Here is a 21,221-nt window from a genome sequence, read left to right as displayed (position 1 = left end):
GGTACGGGCCGGCTCAGCTGACGAGCACGGCCTTCATGACGGCTCCGGCGGCGACGTCCGCCAGGGCCTGCGCGTTCTCCTCCAGTGCGTACGGGGTCACCAGCCGGGCCAGGTCGAACCGGGCGGTCAGCGCGGGCAGTAGGGAGACGTATTCGACGAGGTGGGCGCCGGTGAAGGCCCAGGAGCCGACCACGTCGAGCTGCCGGTAGACGATCTGGTGCGGATTGACGGTGGTGTCGCCGCTGTCGGTGTACTGGCCGACCACCAGGTACGAGCCGCCGCGCCGGGCGAGGCGCAGGCCCTGGTCGATCGCGCCCGGCGCCCCCGTCGCCTCGATGACGAGGTCGGCGCCGCGGCCGCCGGTCAGGTCGAGCACCTCGGCGAGGGCCGCGTCCTGGTCGGCCGCCTCGACCACGTTGACGTGGTGGTCGGCGATCCCGGCCTCGGCGGCGGTCGCCAGTCGCGGTCCGGGGCCGCCCGCCAGGATCACCCGGCCGGCGCCGGAGAGCTGGGCGAGGGCGGCGGCGGCCAGTCCGACGGGTCCGCTGCCCTGGACCACCACGGTTTCGCCGAGCCGGACGGGCCGCCGCTCGAAGAGGGCGTGCACCATGGTCGGTCCGGCGCAGGCGAAGGCCATGGCGGCCATCGGGTCGATACCTTCGGGCATCTTCACGACCGTGGTGCCGGGGCGCAGCGCGATGTACTCCGCCCAGGAGCCGGACAGGCCGGGTTCCTGGTCCACGGGCCGGTTGACCCCGTACGTGCGGCGCTGCTCGCACAGGGTGGGTTCGCGGTGGATCCGGCAGGGCACACAGGTGCCGCAGGCGATGGAGGAGGCCCACATCACCTGGTCCCCGACGTGCAGCGGGGTGCCGTGGACGTCGGCGGCGGCGCGCGCGCCGATCTCATGGACGACGCCGAGCCCCTCATGGCCGAGGACCAGCGGGGTCGGCACTTCGAGGTGGCCCTGCTGGAGGTGGAGGTCCGTGCCGCACACCCCGCCGTAGCGGCAGGCGACGATCAGGCCGCCGTCGGGCGCCGGCGGGACGGGCAGCTTCTGCAGTTCCAGCGGGTGGCCGAACTCGGTGAGCACGACGGCTCGTGCGACGGCGTTCACACCATCACCTCCAGCTCCGCGGCGAGGTCCTGGTGGGTGATCTCCAGGGGGGCGGTGTCGCGGCCGACGACGTGGGCGGGGCGTGGCTCGCCCAGCGGCCGGGGCACGTTGGCGACGTCGTTGTACGTGACGATCAGCAGACGGCGCGGGAAGGGCGCCATGTTGGGAGCCGAGCCGTGCACGATCTCGGGGTCGAAGAGGACGACCGTCCCCGCGGCCCCCTTGGCGCTGACCAGCCCGTGGCGGTCGACCAGCCCGGTCATCTCGCCGGGGGTGAGGGCGATGTCCTCGGGGTCGACGTGCTGTTCGGAGACGGCCGGGCCCTCGCCTCGGCCCTTCTTGACCAGGCCGTCGCGGTGGGAGCCCGGGCAGAAGATGACCGGCCCGTTGAACTCGTCGATGTCGTCGAAGAAGACGCCGACGTTGACCAGGCGTGGCTCGGCGAGGTTGTCGGCCATCTGCCAGGCGGTGAAGTCCTGGTGCCAGGACCAGCCGGAGCCGGAGAACGGGGCCTTGGCATTTATCTTGAACTGGTAGATGTAGGCGTCGGCGTCGAGGAGCTGGCGCACCGGACCGAGGATCCTCGGGGTGCGGATCAGGCCGGCGAACTCGGGCTGGCGCAGGTGGGAGGCGTAGACGGCGCGGATCTCGGCGCTCTCGCGCTCCACGACGCGCTGCTCGCCCGGTATCGCGCTGTCCCGCAGGAAGGCGGCGCGCAGGGCGTCGACCTCCTCCTGGCCGAACAGCTGGTCGAGGATCAGGAAACCCTGACTCCGGTATGTCCGTATCTGCTCGTGACTGAGCTGCATATGATCACTCTGCTCATGGATGGGGTGTGTCAGGACCAGATTTCGAGCGGACCGCGGCCGGTCACGCCCATGAAGAACGAGAGGCTGACCCGGCGGCCGGCGCCTGCGATCCGATTGACCGCGTGCAGGTTGCGCGAGTCGAAGATGACCGCGTCACCGGCGCGCGGGCTCACCACGGCCACCGGCTCGCCCTCCACGACCTTCTCGTCGTAGCCGTAGCCGTCCCGGTAGGTCTCGTCGGCCGGCCGCCAGCGGCGCCGGTACACCCGCGTCTCACCGCCCGACTCGGGCATGGACAGGTACCAGTTGAGGGTCAGGAAGCTGGCGGGCGTCTCGTCGAGGATGCCGGGGAACTCCCGGACGATCTCGTCGAAGTGCAGTTTCGCGCCGCTCGGGATCTCGCGGATCATGCCCGCGAACAGCTCGCGGCCCCGCGACCGGGCGGGCACCACCTCGCCGCCCCAGGCACGGGAGACGCGGTCGACGGCCAGGTCCAGCGGATCGGAGCCCCGGTGCAGCCGGCCGCGCAGGCGCACGGCCTCGTCGGCGATCCGCCAGTACTCCTCGGTCAGGGTGTGCGCCCCGTAGAAGTCGTACGCGGCCGGCCCGATCTTGGCGATTGGCGGGAAGATCAGGTTCTCGTCGTAGGCGCTGAACTCCCGGTGGTCCAGGCCCTCCATGATCGCCGCGCACTCCTCGGTCGAGGAGAAACCCCGGATCCGGACGGTGCCCAGGGTGCCGACCGCGAGCCGCAGGATGTGGTCCCGGGTCAGCCCGTCGACGGTCTCGGCGTCGAACAGGGTGAAGATCGGGGAGGCGTTGGTGCTGACGTCGAGCAGGTCAGGCATCGTGTTCCTCCATGAACCGGCGCAGGCTCAGCGGGCGCATGTCCGTCCAGAGCTCCTCGATCCGGCTCAGGCACGCCTCCTTGGGCGCGGGGTCGCCGACGGCCTCCCAGCCCGGCGGCACCTCCCTGCCGGCGCGCCACACCGAGTACTGCTCCTCGTGGTTGCGGACCACCAGGTACAGCTCCGCCGCGGTCAGGGTCTCGTTACTCATGAACGCCTCCAATGGCGATCGGGATCAGGGGGCCGCCGGTGAGGTCGCGCCGATCGTCCTCGGTGATCAGGCTCAGGCCGACCGCGTACTCGATGAACTCGCGCTCTCCCCGCTCGGTGGAGCGGGCCAGTTCGACGGCCGCGCGCCGGCGGTCGCTCTCGTCGCGGTCCTGGGAGAGCTTGAACCGGCCCACGAGCTCGTCGATCTCCAGCTCGAAGCCGACGATGCCGCCGATGATGCGATCGATGCGCGGGTCCTCCGGGCGCAGCCGGTTGTCGGTCTGGGAGTGCTCGGCGATGCCGATCAGGCCGCGGACCAGTTCGTCGCGGTCCTCGATCACCCGGACCCGGCCGCGGGCGTGCACGGACATGGAGTTCCAGGTCGGCAGCGGGTCACCGGCGAACACGCCTGGTGCCATGTACGCGTTGGGGCCGTGGAAGACGGCCAGCATGCGGCGGCCGTCGAGCAGCGCGGCGTGTTCGTTGGCGCGGTCGAGGTGGCCGAAGAGCACGCCCTTGGGGCCGCGCGAGGGGTCGAGGACGAGCGGGAGGTGGGTGGCGTACGGCTCGTCGCCGGAGCGGGCGGAGATCAGGGTGGCGAAGCGGAAGCGCTCCATCAGTGCCTGGAGCTTGTCCTGGTCGTGCTCCAGGTACCAGCGGGGCGGATAGCCGACCCCGGCCTGCGCGGCCGTCCCGGCCCCGGCTGCACCGGCCTTGGCGGCACCGGCTCCGGCTGCACCGCTCCGGGCGGCAGCGGCCTCGGCGGCGCGTGCCGAGAGCACCGGGCAGCCGCCGATGTCCAGGGCGGGCAGCCGGTCCGCGATTCCGTCCACGATCTCCTTCGCGCGGAACGGCAGCAGCGACAGCAGGGTGTCTCCGAGGCCGAACTGGGACTCGCCGAAGCCCTGGAGGTACAGTCCGGCCCGCAGCCGCGGGCTCGTGCGGGCGCGGTAGTCCCGGGCGAGCGAGACGTCCTCACCGCTTTCCCCCATGACCAGGTGGGGCAGTACGTCCCCGAAGATCGCCGGGTCGAGGGTGCGGTCGTAGCCGGTGGCGAGGACCACCCCGTCGCACTCCAGGCGTTCGTCGGGGCGGCTGCCGAGCCGGCCCTCGATGGTGGCGACCAGCCCGTCGCCGTCCTCGTGCACGGCCGCGAACCGGGAGAACGGGTGGATGTGCAGCCGGCGGCGGCCCTTGACCTCGTCGAGGTAGTCGGTGTTGAAGAGCCGCTCCAGCAGATCCTCGCGCACCACCCCGTAGTTGGCGTCGCGCAGCTGCCCGGCGACGACCGCGCGGTGCCCGGGGTCCATGCGGTAGAAGGCGTCCGCGCTGCCGGAGTAGAACTGCTCGTTGACGAACGGACTGTTGTCGGTGGGCTGGAGCGTGTAGCCCGAGACGATCAGGTGTACCTCGGCCCGGTCGTACTGGGCCAGCAGGTACTCGGCGATCTCGCCCGCGCTCTGGCCGCCGCCGGCCACGAGGAAGCGGAGCGTCTGGTCGTGGTCCTTGAACTGGGCGGGGAACCGGGTCAGGAACTCGCTGGAGTGCACCACGGTCGGCACCTTGGCGACATCGGCCGGCTGCCGGCCGGGCCGGCCGCCGCCCGCGTGCACCACGTTGCGCGCCCAGACCGTGGTCCGGCGCCCGCTGGCGACGTCCTCGGTCTCCACCCGGAACAGGGTCAGGTCGGTGCCGCCCGGGGCCGCCTCGGGGGTCACCCGGTTCACCTGGGCGCCGAAGCGGACCTGATCGGTGAAGTCCCTCGCGACCCACTTCAGGTAGTCGTCGTACTCGATGCGCGTGGGCCGGAATTCACCGAGGTTGACGAACCGCTCCAGCCGCCCCTTCGCCTTGGTGTACTGGAGGAAGGAATAGGGGCTGGACGGGTTCCGCAGGGACACCAGGTCCTTCAGGAACGATATCTGCATCCGGGCCCCGTCGATCAGCATGCCCGGGTGCCATTCGACTCCCGGCCTGCGTTCGACGAAAAGGCAGGAGAGCGGAATATTCTGTTCCCGCGCGCATACGGCGAGGGCCAGATTGGAGGGCCCGAACCCGATGCCCACCACGTCGTACGGTTTGTCGGCGGCCGTACCCACGGCGGCTGGCCCGTGGTTGCCGGTCGTCTCGCCATCGTTTCTCACGAAAACTCCTCCAGGGTTTTTTCCGCTCTTGCCCGGGGCGATGACCCGAGAATGCCGTATCGCCCGGCGGAAGCGATCGACTGTTCTGCACGGTCGAACACGCGCCGGAGGAACTCCTAGACGCCGAGTCGGCTCTTGACCTCCGCGAAGTACGGAATGTGCCGGTAATCGCGGGCTTCCGCGTCGTAGTCCGTGTACTTGTGCGTGAACTCCAGCAGGCGCGCCTTGACCGCCTCGACCGGTTCCCGGTGGATCCGGCTCTCGATGGTCTCGATCGCCGAGAGGAAGTCGCGCAGGACGTCGGGGAGGTCCGGGGTGAGCCGGATGCGGCCGGCGTCGAGGCGGATGCCGCCGTGGCCCTCCAGGTAGTTGAACAGCAGCTGGGAGGCGACCGCGTCGTAGTTCGGGCGCGGAATGCCCTCCACCGCGTACCGCAGCAGGCGCTCGGCGAGGATGAACTCGTACGCCGCCAGGGCCTCTTCGCGCGGCAGTTCCTTGTCGTGGAGGCAGACCAGCATGCCCGAGACGTCGACGCGCAGCTCCTCCAGTCCGGCCAGCGCCTTCGTCTTCTTCGCCGGCAGGAACTCGGGGATGGGCATGTCGCCCTGGCGGTGGTGGTACTCGTGCAGGCGTACCCACCACGAGGAGGCCTGCTCGATCTTCCGGTCCGGGGCGCCCTGGATCAGCGGGAAGCTGCCGGGGGCCATGACCTGGTCGATCAGCAGCCGGGTGATGCGGTTGTGCCGTACCACGAACTTGTCGATGAAGTAGAAGATGAGGTCGTCGGGCTGCTGTATGCCGTCGAGGTGGTTCTCCGGGAACAGCGCCACCACGACGCGCGAACCGAAGCCGCTCGTCTTTCCGGTGATGTTGACGGGCATGGTGTTGCTGTCGTAGCGCTCGGCCAGGTACGGGTCCGTCGGCAGGGTGTCGTACGTGAGGTAGTCGAGGCTCAGCCTCGGGAAGTACGAGGCGTCGAACAGCGAGAACACGTGGTGGTCCCGCCGGCTGTTGATGTGGGCCTTGGTCGCCTCCAGCCGGCTTCCGGGCCGGAACACGTCCAGGTCGTCGAGGAACGCCTGGACGGCGGGCAGCCGTCGCAGGACGCGGCTGGAGCCGATGCGGCGGGAGAGCTCCTTGAGCTCGGTCTCGTCGCGGAGGAATTTTCGCTCGGGGAGGCTCGCGCGGATCTTCTCGACCTCCGCGAACACCTCGGTCATGTCAGCCATGGATTGCCTTTCCGAGACGGGTCCCGGCGGGTACGGCGGACCGCCCCGCGGGAGGGGTGAACGGCGCTGCCGACGGGCGGGTCAGCACGCGGCGCGGTGGCGCTCTTCCAGCGCGGCGGCGAACTCGGACCAGGCGTACGCGTACTCGCGTGCGAGGGTCGCGACCGAGTCGATGTTGTGGGACGGCACGCGCTCCGCGATCTCGGGGCAGGCGGCGACGCCGCGGTGGCACCCGTCCAGCCAGCGGATCAGCCGCCGGCCGATGTTGTTGTAGCGGAGCGAGGGGTCCTTGGTCAGCGCCGCGATGATGGCGGCGGGGTTCGCCGGGGCCTCGCGCTCCGGCTCCGGCCGCACCCGTACGGCGGCCGACGGCTCCGGCTCCGTCTCCTCCTCGGGCTGGACGCGTCGGCGCCGGGGCACCGGTTCCTCGCCGGCCTGGACACGCTTGCGCACGTCGTGGACCGTGGACGGGGAGACGCCGACCTGCTGGGCGATCTCGCGGATGGAGGCGTGCGGATCCCGCATCAGCAGCTCGTACACCTTCATCCGCCCGCTGGACCCGTCGACCGGGCGGACCCGTCCGTCCTTGCCGACCCGGACGCCGGCCGCCCGGCCCGCCGGGGCGGCGAGGGAGCCGCGGACGCGCCCGATGGTCCCGGCCGACAGGCCGGTGAGCGAGGCGATCATGCGGTTCGACCAGTGCGGATGGCTGGCGACCAGCCGTGCGGCGGCGGCCGTGCACTCGGCCCGGGACAGCATCAGGCCCCGGCCGCGCAAGGTGTTCAGGCGTACCGCCAGGACGAACGCGTCGGCGGCGGAGCCGTCGAACATCCGGGCCCCGATCTCGTCGCGGCCCGCCAGGACGGCGGCGCGCACCCGGTGGTTGCCGTCGATGACGCGCATGGTCGGGCGGTGCACGATGATCGGCGGCAGCGTGTCACCGACCGCCGCCAGGGTGCGGCAGTGGTCGTCGTTGGTGCCCCCGGTGCGGGGCGATCCGGCCAGGCGCAGGGCCCGGACGGGGACCGGGGTGACCGGTACGTGGTCCAGGCTCAGCGCTTCCGGGCTGAGGACGTCGAGGGCGGTGTCGACGTCTCCGTGCGTGTGGGTGTGGGTGTGGGGATCGGTGTGGGTGCCGGTGGATTCCGGCGTGTCGAGGGGGATGCTCACTGGTTCCTCCGGGCGATGACGCCGCGGTGCCGTAAACACGGGGAAAGGGGTGCGTTCAGCGCTCGGACAGGCGCACCGCACAGGATTCGATCGAACAGCCGGCCAGGCTCGGGGTGGCCATCACCGTGTGCCAGCACAGCGCGAGTGCGGATTCCGCGACCTCGCCCTCGTTCTTCCCTTTCATGAACAGAACTGCCGAGAAGCCCTCGGCCGAGTCGACGACACGTACGTGTTCGAGTCCGTCGGCCTCTCGGGTATGTGCCCAGAACGCGTCGGTCAGCACAGCTGCGTCGATGTGCCGATTTGCCTTTTCAGGACCCGCGTTGACTACGACAACGGCCGCGTACATAGGGCATCCTTCGGCCGCCGGCGCGGTGACGGTCAGCCCCAGCCGAATCCGTCCCCGTCGGCGTTGGTAGAGGTGGTGGTGGCGCCCAGGTCGGAAACTGCCACCATGACGGGGTTCTCCTCGGAGCGGTTGAATTCTTCGGCCGAACTCGCGACAGGAACGACGACACTGGCGATCGCGGTGATACCGATGAGGGTCCGGGCGATGAGGAGCGGCGCGTTCTTCACGGTTTTCCTTCCGGGATGACCGACCTGCGGAATTCTCCGCCGGGTTCGGTGGGGGGTGTTCCTGCATCTGGAAGAAATACTGGCCCCGGGGATTGTCCGTGTCAGTACGGGTCGCGTTGCACCAACAGGCCAGGCACCTTGGAGACGCCCCGGCCGCCCCGGGCAACGCCTCCGGCCTCGTCAATCGCCCGGGTGTCCGCAACCGGCCATGCAGCAACATGCCATCGCGCGCTCGACCGGTCTTCGAGCGGTTCTCCAGCGGGCTCGGGCGGAGGCCGTCACACGCGGAAGCCGCCCCCGGCGGCTGTTGCCGGGGGCGGCTTCACATTGCTTTCCTGCAGGTCAGGCAGCTCGGACGGGTCAGGCCGGGCAGATGCCGCGTTCGTGGTCGACCGTCGCCGTGGCGCGGGAGTACTGCCACTGCGGGGTCAGGAGACCGGCGTCCAACTGTCCGGCCGCCGCCGGGCTCTCGACCACGTAGCCGAAGTCCTGGAGCCAGGCCGGATAGAGGTTCTTGGAGCCGATGTAGAAGGCCGAGTCGTCCACGGAGACCACCTTGTGGTGCTGTGCGTACGGGTGGCCGTCCGCCCACTTCGGGCTCTGCGCGCTGCGGAACGTGGCCAGCTGGAGGTGGGAGCACATCGTGGCCTTGGCGGTGCCCTGGTCGCCGGTCAGCAGGGCGAGGCGGTCGCGGAGCGTGTCGCTGATCTCCGAGAGCGACTTGATCTGCGAGTACCCTCCGCTGCCCACGGCGCCGCGGTTGGCGGGGTCGCTGACGACGATGCGGACCTTCACGCCGGCGGCCATCCGCGCTGCGAGGGCGTCGTAGACGCGGATGTCGTAGCGGGGCAGCGGCGGGCACGTCGCGTTGAGGTCCTGCTGGGAGATCTCGATGTGGCGGTTCGCGCTGGAGATCAGCGTCCGCAGGGCGCTCTCCTCCGGGTTGACCGTGTCGTAGTCGCGGTCGGCGTTGGTGTTGTCGTGCAGACCGACCACGCACTTGGTGTCGGGGGCGCTGGGCAGGGTGGGCCGGAAGGGCGACGTGGGATCGCTCCGCTTGATCCCGACGCCGAGTCCGCCGACGGCGACGGCCGGTACGTCGCCCGGGGCCGCCGGGGGCGTGGCGGGGGCGGTGTCCTTGGCCAGCGTGGGCGTGCACCCGGCGCCGTTGGAAGACGCGAACCAGACGCTGGCGATGTTGCCCTTGTTCTGACAGGTCCAGGTCCACAGCTCGTCCAGGTAGCGGCCGGCCGAGGCGGCGGCCGGCCCGCGCAAGGCGAGGTCGACGTCGGCGACCGGGTGGGCGCTCTCCAGGTAGTCGCCCTTCCAGTCGTTGATGCCGCCGGTGATCACGGACCGGCCGTCGACCACGAGGATCTTGGAGTGGTTCCACGAGAACGCCGTCTTCGAGGTCGTCATCGAGGCGATGTTGAGGTCGACGTTGCGGGCGTCCGCGCCGAGCCTGGCGACGAGCTCGTCACGGTACTTCGAGGGCAGCACGTTCGCGTGGTAGACCGGCGCGGCCCCGACGAGGACGCGCACCTTGAGCTTGTTCCCGCGCGCGGCCGCGGACTTGAGGCCCGCGACGACGGCGTCCTGGAACGCGCCGTCGGGGAACGGCGCGAGGGTCGATATGTCGACGGTCTGCGTAGCCTGGGAGATGTTCTGCGTCATCTTCGAGAGCAGCTGCTCGGTCCCGGGCCGGGCGGCGCAGGTGTCGTCGCCCCAGCAGCCGGGGGTCTGGAGCAGCCAGTCGGCACCGCCGGGCGTCGAGGCGTCGAGGATGTTGCCGCCGGTGCGCTCCCACACCTGGCCTTCGAGGCCGGGGGAAACCTGGCGGAGGGTCTGCTCCACCGCGTCGAGGTGGGGCGCCGGGGCGGCGGCGGGCCCGGATCCGGGGGCCGGGGCCGCCGAGGCCGGGACGGCGGCGAACAGGGCCAGCAGGGCCGCCGGAGCCATCGCGCGGGTGGCGAGAGCGGACGGGCGGTGAAGGGAATGGCGGTGCAATGTGACTTCCTTGCAAGAGGCATCGCCGTCGCCGCGCGGGGGCGACCGGCTTGATCAACTCGCGGAAGTTACCACCGAGTCACAAGGGTCGGGGATTCGCTGATACCGGATTCGGCCACGACACGGCGTCAGGCGGGCCCGGAGAACCTGGAAGAGGGTCAACATGGCCGGATTGGACAAGTGGTCGATGGAGCGACCACGATGATGCGCGCTAGATCGCGGCAGCTCAGGGGGGCAAACCGGCCAGATGGTGACGTTCCTCCGCTCGATCGGCCACGTCCCCGCTTCCGACACCGGAGAGTTTTCGCCATGAGCTTCGGCGACCCGAACAACCCGTACGGCCAGCAGCCCCCGCAGGGTCAGCCCGGCTACCCGCAGCAGGCCCCCCAGGGTGTGCCTCCGCAGTACGGCTACCCGCAGCAGCCTCCCCAGGGCGTCCCGCCGCAGTACGGCTATCCCCAGCAGACCCCTCCGCCGTACGGCGCCTACCCGCCGCCGGGGATGCCGGGCTCCGGCATGCCGCCGTTCGCCCACTGGGGCCAGCGCGTCGGTGCGTACCTGCTCGACGCCCTGATCATCGCGGGTCCGATGTACGCGCTGGGGTTCATCGACCTCGCCGGCAGCAGCGACCCCGCCACGGCCCAGCCCGGCATCTTCTTCACGATCGGTGTGCTGTACGCGATCGGCATGGGCATCTTCCAGCTCTACAAGGAAGGCAGCACCGGCCAGACGACCGGCAAGAAGGTCCTCGGCATCAGCCTGCGCCGCGAGGCCGACGGCGTCCCGCTCGGCTTCGGCATGGCGTTCGTGCGCAAGCTGGCCCACGTCCTCGACGGCCTGCCCTGCTACCTCGGCTGGCTGTGGCCGCTGTGGGACGAGAAGAAGCAGACCTTCGCCGACAAGGTGTGCAGCACCGTCGTCATCCAGGTCCCCAAGGGCTGAGCCGCCCCTCACCCTTCTCCCCACCCGGCAGCGGAGCCCGTCCGCTGCCGGGTGGGCGTGTCTGCGGCCGCGCCGCCGGGCATGCGCCGCGGCCGGGAAGTCCGGGTCAGCCGGCGTGCGGCGGCCCGGGCGCGCCGGAGCTGCGGCCCGGTATCGGCTTGGCGAACACACGTCCCATCTGAAGACCGGTTGGATCGTGGCACTCTCCGAGAAAGGGCACAAGACACGCGGCCGGCGGAGCTGAGCGAGCGGAGCGGCGTGTCCACCGCGACCATCAAGTACTGCTTGCGGGAAGGGCTGCTGCCGGCCGGACGGCGGTCAGCGCGACGACGGCCGAGTACGACGAGGGCCACGTACGCCGGCTGCGGCTGATCCGTGCACTGCTCCAGGTCGGCAGGATTCCGGTGGCGAGGGCCCGGGAGGTGCTCTGCCACGTCGACGACGACTCCCTGGGCCGGACGATCCGCCTCGGCGCCGCCCTGTGGGCCCTGCCGCACGGGCCCGAACCGGACGACGCGGACGAGGCGGTGGCCACCGCGCGCCTGGAGGTGGACCGGCTGCTCGACATGCTGGGCTGGACGACCGCCCGTGAGCTCGGATCCCTCTCCCCCGTCCACCGGTCGCTGGTGGTGGCGGTGGCCTGGCTCATCCGGCCGGGCTACCCGTGGGGGGGGCGAGGTGATGGCCCCGTACGCGCAGTTGATGCACCGTGCGGCGATCCGCGACATGGACTTCGTGGATGCCTGCCCCTCCGAGGCCGAGAAGGCCGAGACCGCCGTGGCGGCGGCGGTGCTGCCCCAGCCGGTGATGAAGGCGCTGCACCGGCTGGCCCAGGAGGAGGAGTCGGCCCGGCGGTACGGGCTGTGAGCCGGGGGGCGGGCTCCCTGACCCGCCCCCGTCACCGTCACCGGCCCCGCCCCGCCCCGCCCGCGGCCGGCGCCGTTACGGAGCCCCCGTCAGAGCCGACCGCAGCCGTCGGGCCTGGGTGGCCAGTTGCGAGGAGCCGGTCCGCGCGGCGGCCCCGGCCAGCCCCGCCGGGACGGGACCGCACGCACCGCAGCGCTCCACACAGTCCGCGGCCACGGCCAGCAGCTCGCCCGTGCCCCGCGCGACGGCGCCCGCCAGCAACGGCGGCAGCGCCTCCGCGAGCACCGCCCAGGTGGTGGCGTACGCGCCGGTGGCGGCGGCCGTGCGCGCCGCCTCGGCCAGCCGGCTGGGCTTCACCGTGCCCAGGGCGATCAGTTCGGCCAGATCCCGCCCGGCCCTCGGCGCGTCCAGCTCGCCCCGGGCGGCGAGGAGCAGCAGCGCGTCCACCGCTGCGCGGCGGTCCTCGGCGTGGCGTGCGCCGAGGCCCGTGGCCACCGCCAGGTGCAGGGCGGGGCCCGCCGGCCCGCCCAGCTCGGCCAGCCGCGGCAGCGGCGACCCTCCCGCACCACGCGCCCGGGCCGTGGTGCCCGCGGTCACCCCGGGCAGCAGCCAGGCAGCCTGCGTCTCGCGGTCCTCGGGCAGGACGGCCCCCTCGAAGAGGCCGCCCGCGCAGGCGGGGGCGCAGCTCCGGCCCGCCTCGGTGTGGGCCCGGCCCAGCCCGCGGAAGGCCACCGGGAACTCCTCCCGGACCACGCACCGTTCCCCGGTCTCCAGCACGATCCGGCGGGCCGCCGCGCGGACCGGCCGGACCGCGCGGCGGGGGCCGGCCTGCGGGTGCGGTTCCGGATCAGGTGCCGGGTCCCGGAACGGATCCGTCACCCGGCGCCGCACCGCGGGCGGTTCGCCCGCGCCCGTGAGCCAGGCCGCCAGCCGTGCGCCCTCGCGCGTGCCGAGCGCGGCCGCCCCGGGTGCCGCGCCGGCGTCGCGCCGCACCCGCAGCAGCGCCTGGGCGAAGTCGGCCGGGGCGGGGTTCGCGCCGAGCCGCCGGTACGCGGCGAGCCGCGCGACGAGCTCTCCGGGCTCCAGGGACCCCGTCTCCCAGGTGGGGGTGGCGAGGAGGAACGGCAGCGGGTCGGTGAGGGCGCGGTACGCGGCTTCCGCCAGCCGGGAGTCCGTCACGGCGCTCATCGCGGCGTGCACGCAGCCGGGCCGGCAGCCGTCGCCGCCCGCGGCGCGCTCCGGTCGCAGGTCGTGCGCGCGGACCCGGCCGAGGAGGGCCGCCGCCATCAGTTCCAGCCCGGACAGCCGCACCGGGTCGACCGGTCGGCCGCCCTCCGGATGCCACCAGCGGCCGCCGAGGGCCGGCCGGAGGGCGTCGGCCAAGGCGGCGCGGTCGTGGTAGGAGTGGCGGACCAGGCCGTCGAGGGCGGACTCGAACACGGCGGCGGCCGGCTCCCCCGACCCGACGGAGGCCGCCACCAGGGCGACGGTCTCGGCGAGCGTCGGCGCCGCGTCGCCGAGGCGTCGGTGCACGGGCGCCGGGGGCAGCACCTCCTCGTACGCCGGCTCCGCGCAGGTGCCGGCCGGGGAGCCGAGCAGGTCTGCGGCGGCGCGCCGGTGAGCAGGGCTCAATTCCACGGCCTGGAGGGCGAGTTCGCGACGCAGCTCCCGGTCTCCGGGCCGCAGGTGCCTGACGAGGAGCCCGAGGGCACGCTCTTGGAGGGCCGTGTCCTCGTGCCCGAAGGCGGAGGCGACGGCGGGCAGCAGCAGGTGCCGGTCAGCCGGATCCCGCCGCAAGGCCTGTCCGAGGAGCGCCAGTTGGGTCCGTACGAGCTTCTTCTCCGGGCGTCGGAGCACCGCGCGCGACATTTGCGCGAGCCGCTGTGCGGGCAGCTCTCCCGCCTCGTCGAGCCTGACGAGCACCTGCTGGGCGTGTCCGGCGAGCGGCGACGGCGCACCGGCGGCCATCGCGATCCAGTCGGCCGTCCGCTCGCCTTCCTCGGCCGGGGTGAGGTCGAGCCGCTCCAGCATGGCGAGGAAGAACTTCAGCTGGTTCTGCCGGCCGCCGCGCAGCAGGCGCGCGATGCAGCCGTCGACCAGGACGCGGCGCTCGACGATCCGCTCCTGCGCGAGCGCGGCCAGCTCGGACGGCCAGTGGTTCGGGGCCGTCGGATCGCTGCACCAGTGCAGCGCCTCGGGGGACTCGGCCGTCACGAAGAGCAGGGGCACCAGCTCCCGCGCGTACGGGTCCTGGCGCAGGACCACCGACAACGGGCTGTGGGTGGAGCGCGCGCGGTCCATCGTGAAGATGGACCGGACCCAGCCGTGCACGAACGCGTCGGTCGTGGGGACGGGGCAGCCGGCGAGCCGGACCAGCTCCCGGATGAGCGGGTAGTCCTCCTCGGCGGTCGCGGTGCGGTCCGCGAGGTGGTGGGCGAGTTCGCCGAGCCAGTGGGGGTCGCGGTCGGCGAGCAGGTCGAGCAGCAGGCCGGTGGGCGGCTGCCGCCCGTCGCGCAGATCGGACGCGCCGATCCAGGAGGCCGCGTCGGCCGCGCCGGTGTGGCAGCCGGCGCCCGCGACGAGCAGGCCGGAGCGGATGCGGTCGCGCTCCTGCCAGCGGTTCCAGTCCCAGCCGCGTATCTCGCGCCGCAGATCGGCGAGCCGGGCGAGCAGTTCACGGCGTCCGGGCTCCGTCAGCGGCTTGAGCAGACCGGGCAGCAGCCCGGTGCGGCCTTCGCGGACCGCGTCGAGTATCGGGTTCATCGGGCCCTCCGGTGGTGGGTTCGGCGTGGGTGGTGGCGTCGGCCGCCGCGCGCGGCGCCGTGCGGACGGCCCGTGCCCGGTGGATGCACGGACCCCGGCGCCCGGGGCTGCCCGGTCCGGGCCCCGGCCGGCCGAGGCCGGCCACCCGGGGGCGGTGTTCGCCCGGAGCCGACGGGCGGCGGTGGTGTCCGGGGCCGGGGCGACCGCGCCTCTCAGTGAGCGGGGCGCGGGCGGCGAGCCGCCGGGGGTGGTGGCGTTCGGCGCGCCGGGAAGCGTAAGGCAGTTCGCGGGGAAGTACGCGATACCGGCCGCCAGCTCGTCATCTGCCGGCGCCTTTCGGCCGCCGGCACACCGGAAACGACCGAAGAACATCGCCCGCCCACCGAACCCCGCCCCCGTCCCTCCCTCGGGCCGGGCGCCTTCGTTCTGGGGCTGCCGTCCTGCGGGGACGCCGGCCCGGGAGGACACCCGATGCCACGATCCGACGGGCCCCGGCGCCCGGCACTTCGCCTCGCCGGACCGGGCCCTGGTCTCGGGAGGAGACCGACTGGTACGCCGTCGCGGACGCGCTGCCACCTGCCGACGCGCGAATCCTGAAGCCATGTCAGGTTCGTTCCCGTTTCACGGAATTGACCGGCTGTCAGTCCTTCCGGCTGCGGGGGGCGAGCCGGTCGACGACCTCGGCCAGGTCCTCGCACACCTCCTCGATCTTCAGGCGGATGTTGTTCTGCTCGGTGACCAGCGCGGACAGCAGCAGCGCGGTCAGGGCCGCCGAACCGTTGAGCGCCTGGAGGTTGCCCATGATCTCGAAGAGGCTGTGGTCGGCGAACGGTCCGACGCGCTCGGTCGCCGCCACGATCGCCACGACGGACAGGATCAGCACGCAGGGAGCGCTGCCGGCCAGCTGGAAGCGCACCGCCGACCAGATCAGCAGCGGGAAGACGAGGAAGAGCAGCGACAGGGAGTTCCGGGTGGTCACGAGCGCCACGGACCCGGTGGCGACCATCAGTGCCAGCGCCTCGGCGACGCGGTAGGGGTCCCTCGGCACCACCGCCCTGGGCAGGACGAGCAGCAGCGGGGTCACCACGAGCACCCCCATCGCATCGCCGGCCCACCACGCCGACCACACGGGCCAGAACCGGTTCGGCGCCAGGTCCCCGTTGGACACCAGCACGACGGTGCCGATGGTCGCGCTGATCAGCATCGGCAGCAGCCCGCCCAGGAAGACCAGGGCCAGCCCGTCCCGGAGCCGGTCCAGCTCCGTGCGGAAGCCCACGCGGCGCAGCAGCAGGTACGCGCACACCGGTGCGAGGGTGTTTCCGGCGATGATCCCGGCGTCGGGGGCGTGGAAGCCGCTGAGGTGCGCGATGGAGAGGTACGCCCCGAGGGCGATGCCCGGCCAGACCCGCAGGCCGAGCCAGAGCAGGGCGGCGACCGCGATGCCGGTGGGCGGCCACAGGGGCGTGACCACCGCGCCCTCGACAACCACGCGCAGCAGCAGGCCGATCCGCCCTGCGACGTAGTAGGCAACGGTGACGGCGAGGATCTCAACCAGGGTGCGGGTGAGTCGTCGCCATTCCTCGGTGGGCACCACAGCATCAGACAACAACCGCCCCCTCCGGGCGGAGCGTGACACGCGCTACCAGGGCCGGGGTCCTGCCGCGTCATGGCTGAGCACGAGCACCGCGGCGTCGTCCGCGTGGCCGGTGGAATCGGCCACCTTCATGATCTCGGCTGCGATTTCGGCGGGATCGGCGCCCGCCGCCTCCCTGACCACCCGGGCCACCCGGGCCAGCCCGACGTCGATCGGGAACGACGGTCCTTCGACCACGCCGTCGGTGAGCAGGACGATGGAGCCCGCCTGGTCCAGCCGGCGCCGGGTCACCGCGTATCCCACACCGGGCTCCACGCCCAGCGGCGGGCCGCCCTCGTCCTCGGTGATCCCGTAACGGCCGTCTACGGTGGCCCAGACGGACGGCACGTGGCCGGCCCGGGCACTTTCGAGCTCCCAGGTCTCGGGGTCGAAGCGGAGCAGGATGCAGGTCGCGAAGAGCTCGCAGTCCATCGACAACAGGACGTCGTTGGCCCGGCTCAGCATCTCGCCCGGGTCCACAACGACGGTGGACACCGCGCGCAGGCCCACGCGGACCTGCCCCATGAAGGCGGCGGCCTCGACGTCGTGGCCCTGTACGTCGCCGATGGAGAAGGCGAGCGCACCCTCGGTCAGCCGGAAGCCGTCGTACCAGTCGCCGCCGATGTCGAGGCCGTGCCGGGCGGGTACGTAACGGGCCGCGCTGCGCAGCCCGGGCAGTTCGGGCAGTGCGGCCGGCAGCATCTCGCGTTGGAGGGCCTCGGCGAGCTCCACCCGGGCCTGCTGGAGTTCCGCACCGGCCCGCGCCCGGGCGGTGAGCCGTCCCAGCGTGGTCAGCAGGTCGTCGGCGCTCACCGCCTTCGGGGCACGGCGCGGGGTCACGGACCGCTCCCGGGTGCATCCATATGTCCCTGCTCTCGGCTCTCGGCTCTCGCTGCGGACGCTGCGCCAAAGACCCGACCACATCATATTTCCCCGCTCCGGGGGCCGCGACAGATCGGGGCCGCGCGCGCCCGCCCCGCTGCGGCGGCCACCCGTCGGCCGGGTCGGCCGACCACAGGGCGTGAGCTATGTTTGAAGACGAGTGACATGAGAGGGAGGCCCATCGGTGTCATCGGGGCAGCAGGCACGCGCACAGGCGGCTGCGATCACGTCGAGTGGGCAGGCGCCGCCGGTCCATGAGCGCGCCCCCGGCGACCGGGTCCGCGCCCTGTTCGACGGCCACCGGCTGTCCCCGGGGCAGCGGCGGATCGCCCAGTACCTGATCGATCACCTCACCGAGGCCGCGTTCCTCTCGATCACCGAGCTCGCGGAGCGGGTGGGCGTCAGCCAGCCGTCGGTGACACGTTTCGCCACCTCCCTCGGGTTCAGCGGGTACCCGGCCCTGCGCGACGCCCTGCAGCCCATGGCGCTGAGCGCGGTCGCGGGCTCCCCGGAGACCCGGGAGCAGTTCCGCCGCAACGAGCTCCAGGCAGCCGTGGACGCCGAGATCGCAAATCTGGAGAGCGTACGGCGGCTGCTCGCCGACACCGACCAGCTGCTCGACATAGGCCGCGAACTGGCCCGCTCGGTGCCGCTGACCATCCTGGGCCTGCGGATCTCGGTCTCGCTCGCGGAGTACTTCGCGTACGCGGCACGGCGCATCCACCCCGATGTCCGGCTGGTGACGCGCGGAGGCAGCGTCGCCTTCGACGCCCTGCTCCAGTCCCGGGAGGCCGGGGGGACCTGGGCACTGGCCTTCGCCATGCCCCGGCACGCCAAGGAGACGCTCGCGGCGCTCCGGGCGGCCCGCGACGCCGGGCTGAAGATCGCGCTGATCACGGACACCACCCTGGGGCCGATGGTGGACGAGGCGGACGTGGTACTGACCGCCGGAACCGGGGCGCGGCTGGTTTTCGACTCCTACGCGGCGCCGGGCATGCTGTCCGCGGCCCTGCTCCAGGCGATGGCCGATGCGGATCCCGAGCGGACTCAGGCGCGGCTCGAAGGGTACGAGCAGGTCGCCGACCAGCACGGTTTCTTCCTGTAAGACCGATTTACAACCGGTATGAGACAGTCCACTTTCATGGCGTCGGCGCGTATGTAATTTTTCATTCTCTTGTTTACTCGACGGTATATATGTTTACTAAGCAGCGCGCCGGATCCACCAGACGCCAAGGAGAGCGACCCCACGCCCTCCCAGAACGGACACCCGCGCGGGACGCTCCTCCTCACGTCCCGCCTCGGCATCCGCTCCCGGCACTGGGATCCACCAGAGCGCTTGTGGCGGCCTCGGTCAACCCCTGGGCCGAGGCCGCCCACCAACGTCTCGATCAGAGTTCGACACCATTCGGAAGCGACGAGAATGCGCCAGACGGCCTCTACCACGCTCAGCCCGGACTGGCCTTGTCAGGTCAAGGCCCCCGGTACCCACGACTGGGAACGAACGGCCATGCGCTGGCTGCGGGATCTGCTCCCGGCCCGCTACGGCAGCTACTCGACGCTGACCCGCAGCCCGGTCCTCCTCGCCCGGCACGCCCAGCTCCAGCTCCAGCACGAGATGCGGGCGGTCCGGGTCGCACTGGAGACCAGTCGGGCCGAACTGCCCTCCATGGGCGTCGCCGAGGCCGTCATCGAGAACTCGATCCGGATGTACGCCGTCGAGCTCCAGCAGCTGGGCCGGCTCTCCCGCGCCGTGCGCCTCGTCAGCGACGCGATGCGCGTCAGCTCCAGCTGACGGGTCACACCCAGTTGACCTGCGCACGACGCAGCAGGGGGTCGTCCACCAGCTCCCAGAGCGGGACGGCGTAGTTCCCGAAGCCGTAGCGGCCGCCGTAGTGCAGGCCGAGGACGCGGTGGTCGGTCAGGTCAAGGACCGGGGAGCCGCTGTTGCCGCCCAGGGTGGAGCAGTCGTGCTTCACCGTGAGCTCGCCGGGAACCAGCCCCGTCGTCGTACCGGGCTGGAGGCGCTTCACGTTGTAGACGTCCATGAAGATGCGGCGCATGGCCTCCGGTTCGTTGCGGCGGCCGTCCTCCGCCGGGTAGCCGATCACGTACACCGGCCGGCCGGGGACGTCGGCGGGCGGATCGGCCGCCACGGCCAGCGGGGTCGTCGGAGCGCGGCCGCCGTCCGCGGTGTCGACGCGCAGCAGGGCCATGTCGACGTCGGGGTGGATCCCCACCACCTCGGTGACCGCGAATTCCAGCGAGCTGTCGCCGGGAACGGCGGCCAGTTCCTCGGCCAGGTCCAGCCGGGCACCCATGCCCGCCCGGAACGTCCAGCCCGCTCCGTAGCCCGTGGCGAACTCGGCCGCCACATGACGGTTCGTCATGACGACGTCGGGACCGACGAGGAACGCGGTGCCCAGCCAGTCCAGACTGGCGTGCCCCGTGACCTCCACCCGGCCCACCCGCGCGATCGAATTCCGGATCCCGGCACGCTGGCCGTCGAGCACCGCCCAGTCGCCCTGCTGCGAGGGGAAGTCCTGCCCCTGGATCAGCAGGGCGGGCCTGCCTTCGAGGAGGACGATCGCCTCGACGCCGAAGTACTCGTCGTCGTCTACCTCGTCCGCCCGGCCGGCCGCAAGTTTCTCCAGCCCGCTGACGCCGGCGGTCAGCACCCTCGCCCGCTCCTGACGGACGAACTCGCCGATCTGCCCGGCCGGGGCCCGGTCCGCCGGCAGGTCCTGCGCGGACTCGGGGATCTCCGCGTCCAGTCCCCTGCGTACCCGTTCGGCGACCTCGCGCAGGTCTCCGAAGACCTGCTCGGGGCCGGTCGCCACCGGTGAGCCGCCGCTGCCATGCATCTCACACCACCTCCGCCCCTCCCTGCTCCGCCAGCGCCGACTGCGCCGCCGTGATCTCGGCGTGGACCTCGGGGGTGTGCTCCCGCAGGTGGCGCATGACGCTGCTCATCTGGGTGCCGACATTGACGAACGCGGTGGTCTTGCCCTGGAAGTTGACGTCCTCGACGCGCCGCGTCCCGCGGTGGAGTGCAACCACCCGCCAGTCGTCGGTGAAGACGGGCGATCCCGACGAGCCGCCCCGGGTGTCGGTGAAGTAGCGCACGTCGTTCTCGTTCGCCTCGTAGACGAGGTTGTTGCGCAGGGCGACGCGCTTGGGCTGGCCGCCGGGGTGCTGGATGATGTTCACCGCCACCGGCTGCTCCACCGTGACCGTCAGCGGCTCGGTGGCCACCCGCAGGGCGGGCCGCGGCGGCTGTCCGGTGAGCCGCAGGATCGCGTAGTCGAGCTCCTCGTCCCAGGCGACCAGGCCGCTGGCCGCCACCTCCTCGGTCTCCGTGTCGTCGGCGCCGTAGTCGAAGCGCGAGCGGGAGTTCTGCGCCTGGAGCTGGAGGTCCGCGGCGTCGACGATGCCCCGGTCGGTGGCGCTGCGGGTCCGGGCGTTCACCACGTGGTGGTTGGTGACGAGCAGGTCCGGGGCGATGAGCCAGCCCGTCCCCGAGTGCGGGAAGCCGTTCGGCTGGAGCGGGGCGCCGGCCCGGTACGGCAGGACCTTGATCCGGGCGACCGACGTACCGGCGACCTCGCCACCGCGCAGGAACTCGAAGGGCACCGTGTCGTCGCGGTTGACGATCTCTTCCTTGGTCTCCCCGGCGGGCAGCCCGGCCGGCACGTCGGGCTCACCGGCGGCGTCGCGCGCCACCGCGTCCAGGGCCTTCTGGAAGGCGGCGAGCGGTCCCGCCTCGGCGGTCTGGGCCACGGCATTGCGCAGCCAGATCTCCAGCGGTACGGAGCCGTCGATGAGCCGCTCCACGCGGTTCATCTCGTTGAGGTCCGAGCGCACCTGCAGGCCGGGGGCCGCCATCAGCGGCAGCGTGCCCTGGTACTTGAGCATGATCCCGTCGAGCAGCAGCCGCCGTACGGAAGGATCGGCCAGGCCGGCCTCCTGCGCGGCCTCGACCAGTCGGCCGACTTCCTCGATCGGGAGATACGCGTCGCTCATCCGG

The 21,221-nt window shown here is 72.1% G+C and carries 20 protein-coding genes; 5 read left to right on the top strand and 15 right to left on the bottom strand.

Annotated features, from left to right (window positions below; all coding sequences use genetic code 11):
• Window positions 1–13: 13 nt before the first annotated feature.
• The 10 genes from ABTY04_RS24920 to ABTY04_RS24875 form a co-directional block, all read right to left on the bottom strand.
• Complete coding sequence (locus tag ABTY04_RS24920) at window positions 14–1,117, bottom strand: zinc-binding dehydrogenase (RefSeq protein ID WP_352215599.1); 1,104 nt, start codon at window positions 1,115–1,117, stop codon at window positions 14–16.
• The gene (locus ABTY04_RS24915; protein WP_352215598.1) at window positions 1,114–1,926 is read right to left on the bottom strand and encodes a phytanoyl-CoA dioxygenase family protein; all 813 of its coding nucleotides are present in this window, start codon (window positions 1,924–1,926) and stop codon (window positions 1,114–1,116) included. The genes ABTY04_RS24920 and ABTY04_RS24915 overlap by 4 nt, the downstream gene beginning before the upstream one ends.
• A 29-nt stretch (window positions 1,927–1,955) precedes the next feature.
• Complete coding sequence (locus ABTY04_RS24910) at window positions 1,956–2,774, bottom strand: 2OG-Fe(II)-dependent halogenase WelO5 family protein (RefSeq protein WP_352215597.1); 819 nt, start codon at window positions 2,772–2,774, stop codon at window positions 1,956–1,958.
• Window positions 2,767–2,985, bottom strand: coding sequence for an MbtH family protein (locus ABTY04_RS24905; RefSeq protein WP_352215596.1), 219 nt, complete (start codon window positions 2,983–2,985; stop codon window positions 2,767–2,769). The genes ABTY04_RS24910 and ABTY04_RS24905 overlap by 8 nt, the downstream gene beginning before the upstream one ends.
• Window positions 2,978–5,128 carry a SidA/IucD/PvdA family monooxygenase gene (locus tag ABTY04_RS24900; protein ID WP_352215595.1) on the bottom strand — a complete coding sequence of 717 codons (2,151 nt, stop codon included), beginning with the start codon at window positions 5,126–5,128 and terminating at the stop codon, window positions 2,978–2,980. The genes ABTY04_RS24905 and ABTY04_RS24900 overlap by 8 nt, the downstream gene beginning before the upstream one ends.
• Window positions 5,129–5,244: 116 nt before the next feature.
• Entirely contained in the window at window positions 5,245–6,357 is a 1,113-nt protein-coding gene (locus ABTY04_RS24895; RefSeq protein ID WP_352215594.1) for a DUF6421 family protein, read from the bottom strand.
• Between the two features lie 81 nt (window positions 6,358–6,438).
• The gene (locus ABTY04_RS24890) at window positions 6,439–7,527 is read right to left on the bottom strand and encodes an AsnC family transcriptional regulator (RefSeq protein ID WP_352215593.1); all 1,089 of its coding nucleotides are present in this window, start codon (window positions 7,525–7,527) and stop codon (window positions 6,439–6,441) included.
• Window positions 7,528–7,582: 55 nt separating this feature from the next.
• On the bottom strand, window positions 7,583–7,876 hold the full coding sequence (locus ABTY04_RS24885) for a hypothetical protein (RefSeq protein ID WP_352215592.1): 294 nt from the start codon (window positions 7,874–7,876) through the stop codon (window positions 7,583–7,585).
• Window positions 7,877–7,908: 32 nt separating this feature from the next.
• Complete coding sequence (locus ABTY04_RS24880) at window positions 7,909–8,103, bottom strand: hypothetical protein (protein WP_352215591.1); 195 nt, start codon at window positions 8,101–8,103, stop codon at window positions 7,909–7,911.
• Between the two features lie 360 nt (window positions 8,104–8,463).
• Window positions 8,464–10,110: a phospholipase D-like domain-containing protein gene (locus tag ABTY04_RS24875; RefSeq protein ID WP_352215590.1), complete on the bottom strand. Its 1,647-nt coding sequence runs from the start codon at window positions 10,108–10,110 to the stop codon at window positions 8,464–8,466.
• Window positions 10,111–10,419: 309 nt separating this feature from the next.
• On the opposite strand from ABTY04_RS24875, the gene ABTY04_RS24870 reads away from it, so the two are divergent.
• The 3 genes from ABTY04_RS24870 (at window position 10,420) to ABTY04_RS24860 (ending at window position 11,919) form a co-directional block, all read left to right on the top strand.
• Window positions 10,420–11,052, top strand: coding sequence for an RDD family protein (locus ABTY04_RS24870; protein WP_352215589.1), 633 nt, complete (start codon window positions 10,420–10,422; stop codon window positions 11,050–11,052).
• An 81-nt stretch (window positions 11,053–11,133) separates the two neighbouring features.
• Window positions 11,134–11,424 carry a MerR family DNA-binding transcriptional regulator gene (locus ABTY04_RS24865; protein ID WP_352215660.1) on the top strand — a complete coding sequence of 97 codons (291 nt, stop codon included), beginning with the start codon at window positions 11,134–11,136 and terminating at the stop codon, window positions 11,422–11,424.
• A gap of 309 nt (window positions 11,425–11,733) precedes the next feature.
• Window positions 11,734–11,919 carry a hypothetical protein gene (locus tag ABTY04_RS24860; protein WP_352215588.1) on the top strand — a complete coding sequence of 62 codons (186 nt, stop codon included), beginning with the start codon at window positions 11,734–11,736 and terminating at the stop codon, window positions 11,917–11,919.
• Between the two features lie 75 nt (window positions 11,920–11,994).
• Here ABTY04_RS24860 and ABTY04_RS24855 read toward each other — a convergent pair whose 3' ends face one another.
• The 3 genes from ABTY04_RS24855 to ABTY04_RS24845 all read right to left on the bottom strand — a co-directional run bounded on the left by ABTY04_RS24855 (window position 11,995) and on the right by ABTY04_RS24845 (window position 17,155).
• Window positions 11,995–14,682 carry a DUF6493 family protein gene (locus tag ABTY04_RS24855; RefSeq protein WP_352215587.1) on the bottom strand — a complete coding sequence of 896 codons (2,688 nt, stop codon included), beginning with the start codon at window positions 14,680–14,682 and terminating at the stop codon, window positions 11,995–11,997.
• A gap of 640 nt (window positions 14,683–15,322) precedes the next feature.
• Entirely contained in the window at window positions 15,323–16,276 is a 954-nt protein-coding gene (locus ABTY04_RS24850; protein WP_352215659.1) for an MASE1 domain-containing protein, read from the bottom strand.
• 45 nt (window positions 16,277–16,321) lie between these two features.
• On the bottom strand, window positions 16,322–17,155 hold the full coding sequence (locus tag ABTY04_RS24845; RefSeq protein WP_352215586.1) for a PP2C family protein-serine/threonine phosphatase: 834 nt from the start codon (window positions 17,153–17,155) through the stop codon (window positions 16,322–16,324).
• Window positions 17,156–17,381: 226 nt separating this feature from the next.
• Between ABTY04_RS24845 and ABTY04_RS24840 the strand changes: the two genes are divergently transcribed.
• Together ABTY04_RS24840 and ABTY04_RS24835 are read left to right on the top strand one after the other, a co-directional pair.
• Entirely contained in the window at window positions 17,382–18,302 is a 921-nt protein-coding gene (locus ABTY04_RS24840; RefSeq protein ID WP_352215585.1) for a MurR/RpiR family transcriptional regulator, read from the top strand.
• 315 nt (window positions 18,303–18,617) lie between these two features.
• A complete protein-coding gene (locus tag ABTY04_RS24835; protein WP_352215584.1) occupies window positions 18,618–18,989 on the top strand; it encodes a hypothetical protein in 372 nt (123 codons plus the stop codon).
• Window positions 18,990–18,993: 4 nt separating this feature from the next.
• On the opposite strand, the gene ABTY04_RS24830 is transcribed toward ABTY04_RS24835, so the two are convergent.
• Window positions 18,994–20,058, bottom strand: a complete 1,065-nt coding sequence (locus ABTY04_RS24830) for a trypsin-like serine peptidase (protein WP_352215583.1) — start codon at window positions 20,056–20,058, stop codon at window positions 18,994–18,996.
• Between the two features lies 1 nt (window position 20,059).
• Entirely contained in the window at window positions 20,060–21,217 is a 1,158-nt protein-coding gene (locus ABTY04_RS24825; RefSeq protein ID WP_352215582.1) for a trypsin-like peptidase domain-containing protein, read from the bottom strand.
• Between the last annotated feature and the right edge of the window lie 4 nt (window positions 21,218–21,221).

The sequence above is a fragment of the Streptomyces sp. NPDC097981 genome, assembly GCF_040302565.1.
GTDB lineage: Bacteria > Actinomycetota > Actinomycetes > Streptomycetales > Streptomycetaceae > Streptomyces.
This window is presented reverse-complemented; position numbering and strand designations above follow the sequence as displayed.

Excerpts from the sequence above, each read along its gene's own strand:
- ABTY04_RS24860 (WP_352215588.1), top strand. The coding sequence starts at position 11,734 with ATGGCCCCGTACGCGCAGTTGATGCACCGTGCGGCGATCCGCGACATG.
- ABTY04_RS24835 (WP_352215584.1), top strand. The coding sequence starts at position 18,618 with ATGCGCCAGACGGCCTCTACCACGCTCAGCCCGGACTGGCCTTGTCAG.
- ABTY04_RS24855 (WP_352215587.1), bottom strand. The coding sequence starts at position 14,682 with ATGAACCCGATACTCGACGCGGTCCGCGAAGGCCGCACCGGGCTGCTG.
- ABTY04_RS24915 (WP_352215598.1), bottom strand. The coding sequence starts at position 1,926 with ATGCAGCTCAGTCACGAGCAGATACGGACATACCGGAGTCAGGGTTTC.
- ABTY04_RS24905 (WP_352215596.1), bottom strand. The coding sequence starts at position 2,985 with ATGAGTAACGAGACCCTGACCGCGGCGGAGCTGTACCTGGTGGTCCGC.
- ABTY04_RS24865 (WP_352215660.1), top strand. The coding sequence starts at position 11,134 with ATGCGCCGCGGCCGGGAAGTCCGGGTCAGCCGGCGTGCGGCGGCCCGG.
- ABTY04_RS24830 (WP_352215583.1), bottom strand. The coding sequence starts at position 20,058 with ATGCATGGCAGCGGCGGCTCACCGGTGGCGACCGGCCCCGAGCAGGTC.
- ABTY04_RS24910 (WP_352215597.1), bottom strand. The coding sequence starts at position 2,774 with ATGCCTGACCTGCTCGACGTCAGCACCAACGCCTCCCCGATCTTCACC.
- ABTY04_RS24870 (WP_352215589.1), top strand. The coding sequence starts at position 10,420 with ATGAGCTTCGGCGACCCGAACAACCCGTACGGCCAGCAGCCCCCGCAG.
- ABTY04_RS24895 (WP_352215594.1), bottom strand. The coding sequence starts at position 6,357 with ATGGCTGACATGACCGAGGTGTTCGCGGAGGTCGAGAAGATCCGCGCG.
- ABTY04_RS24885 (WP_352215592.1), bottom strand. The coding sequence starts at position 7,876 with ATGTACGCGGCCGTTGTCGTAGTCAACGCGGGTCCTGAAAAGGCAAAT.
- ABTY04_RS24825 (WP_352215582.1), bottom strand. The coding sequence starts at position 21,217 with ATGAGCGACGCGTATCTCCCGATCGAGGAAGTCGGCCGACTGGTCGAG.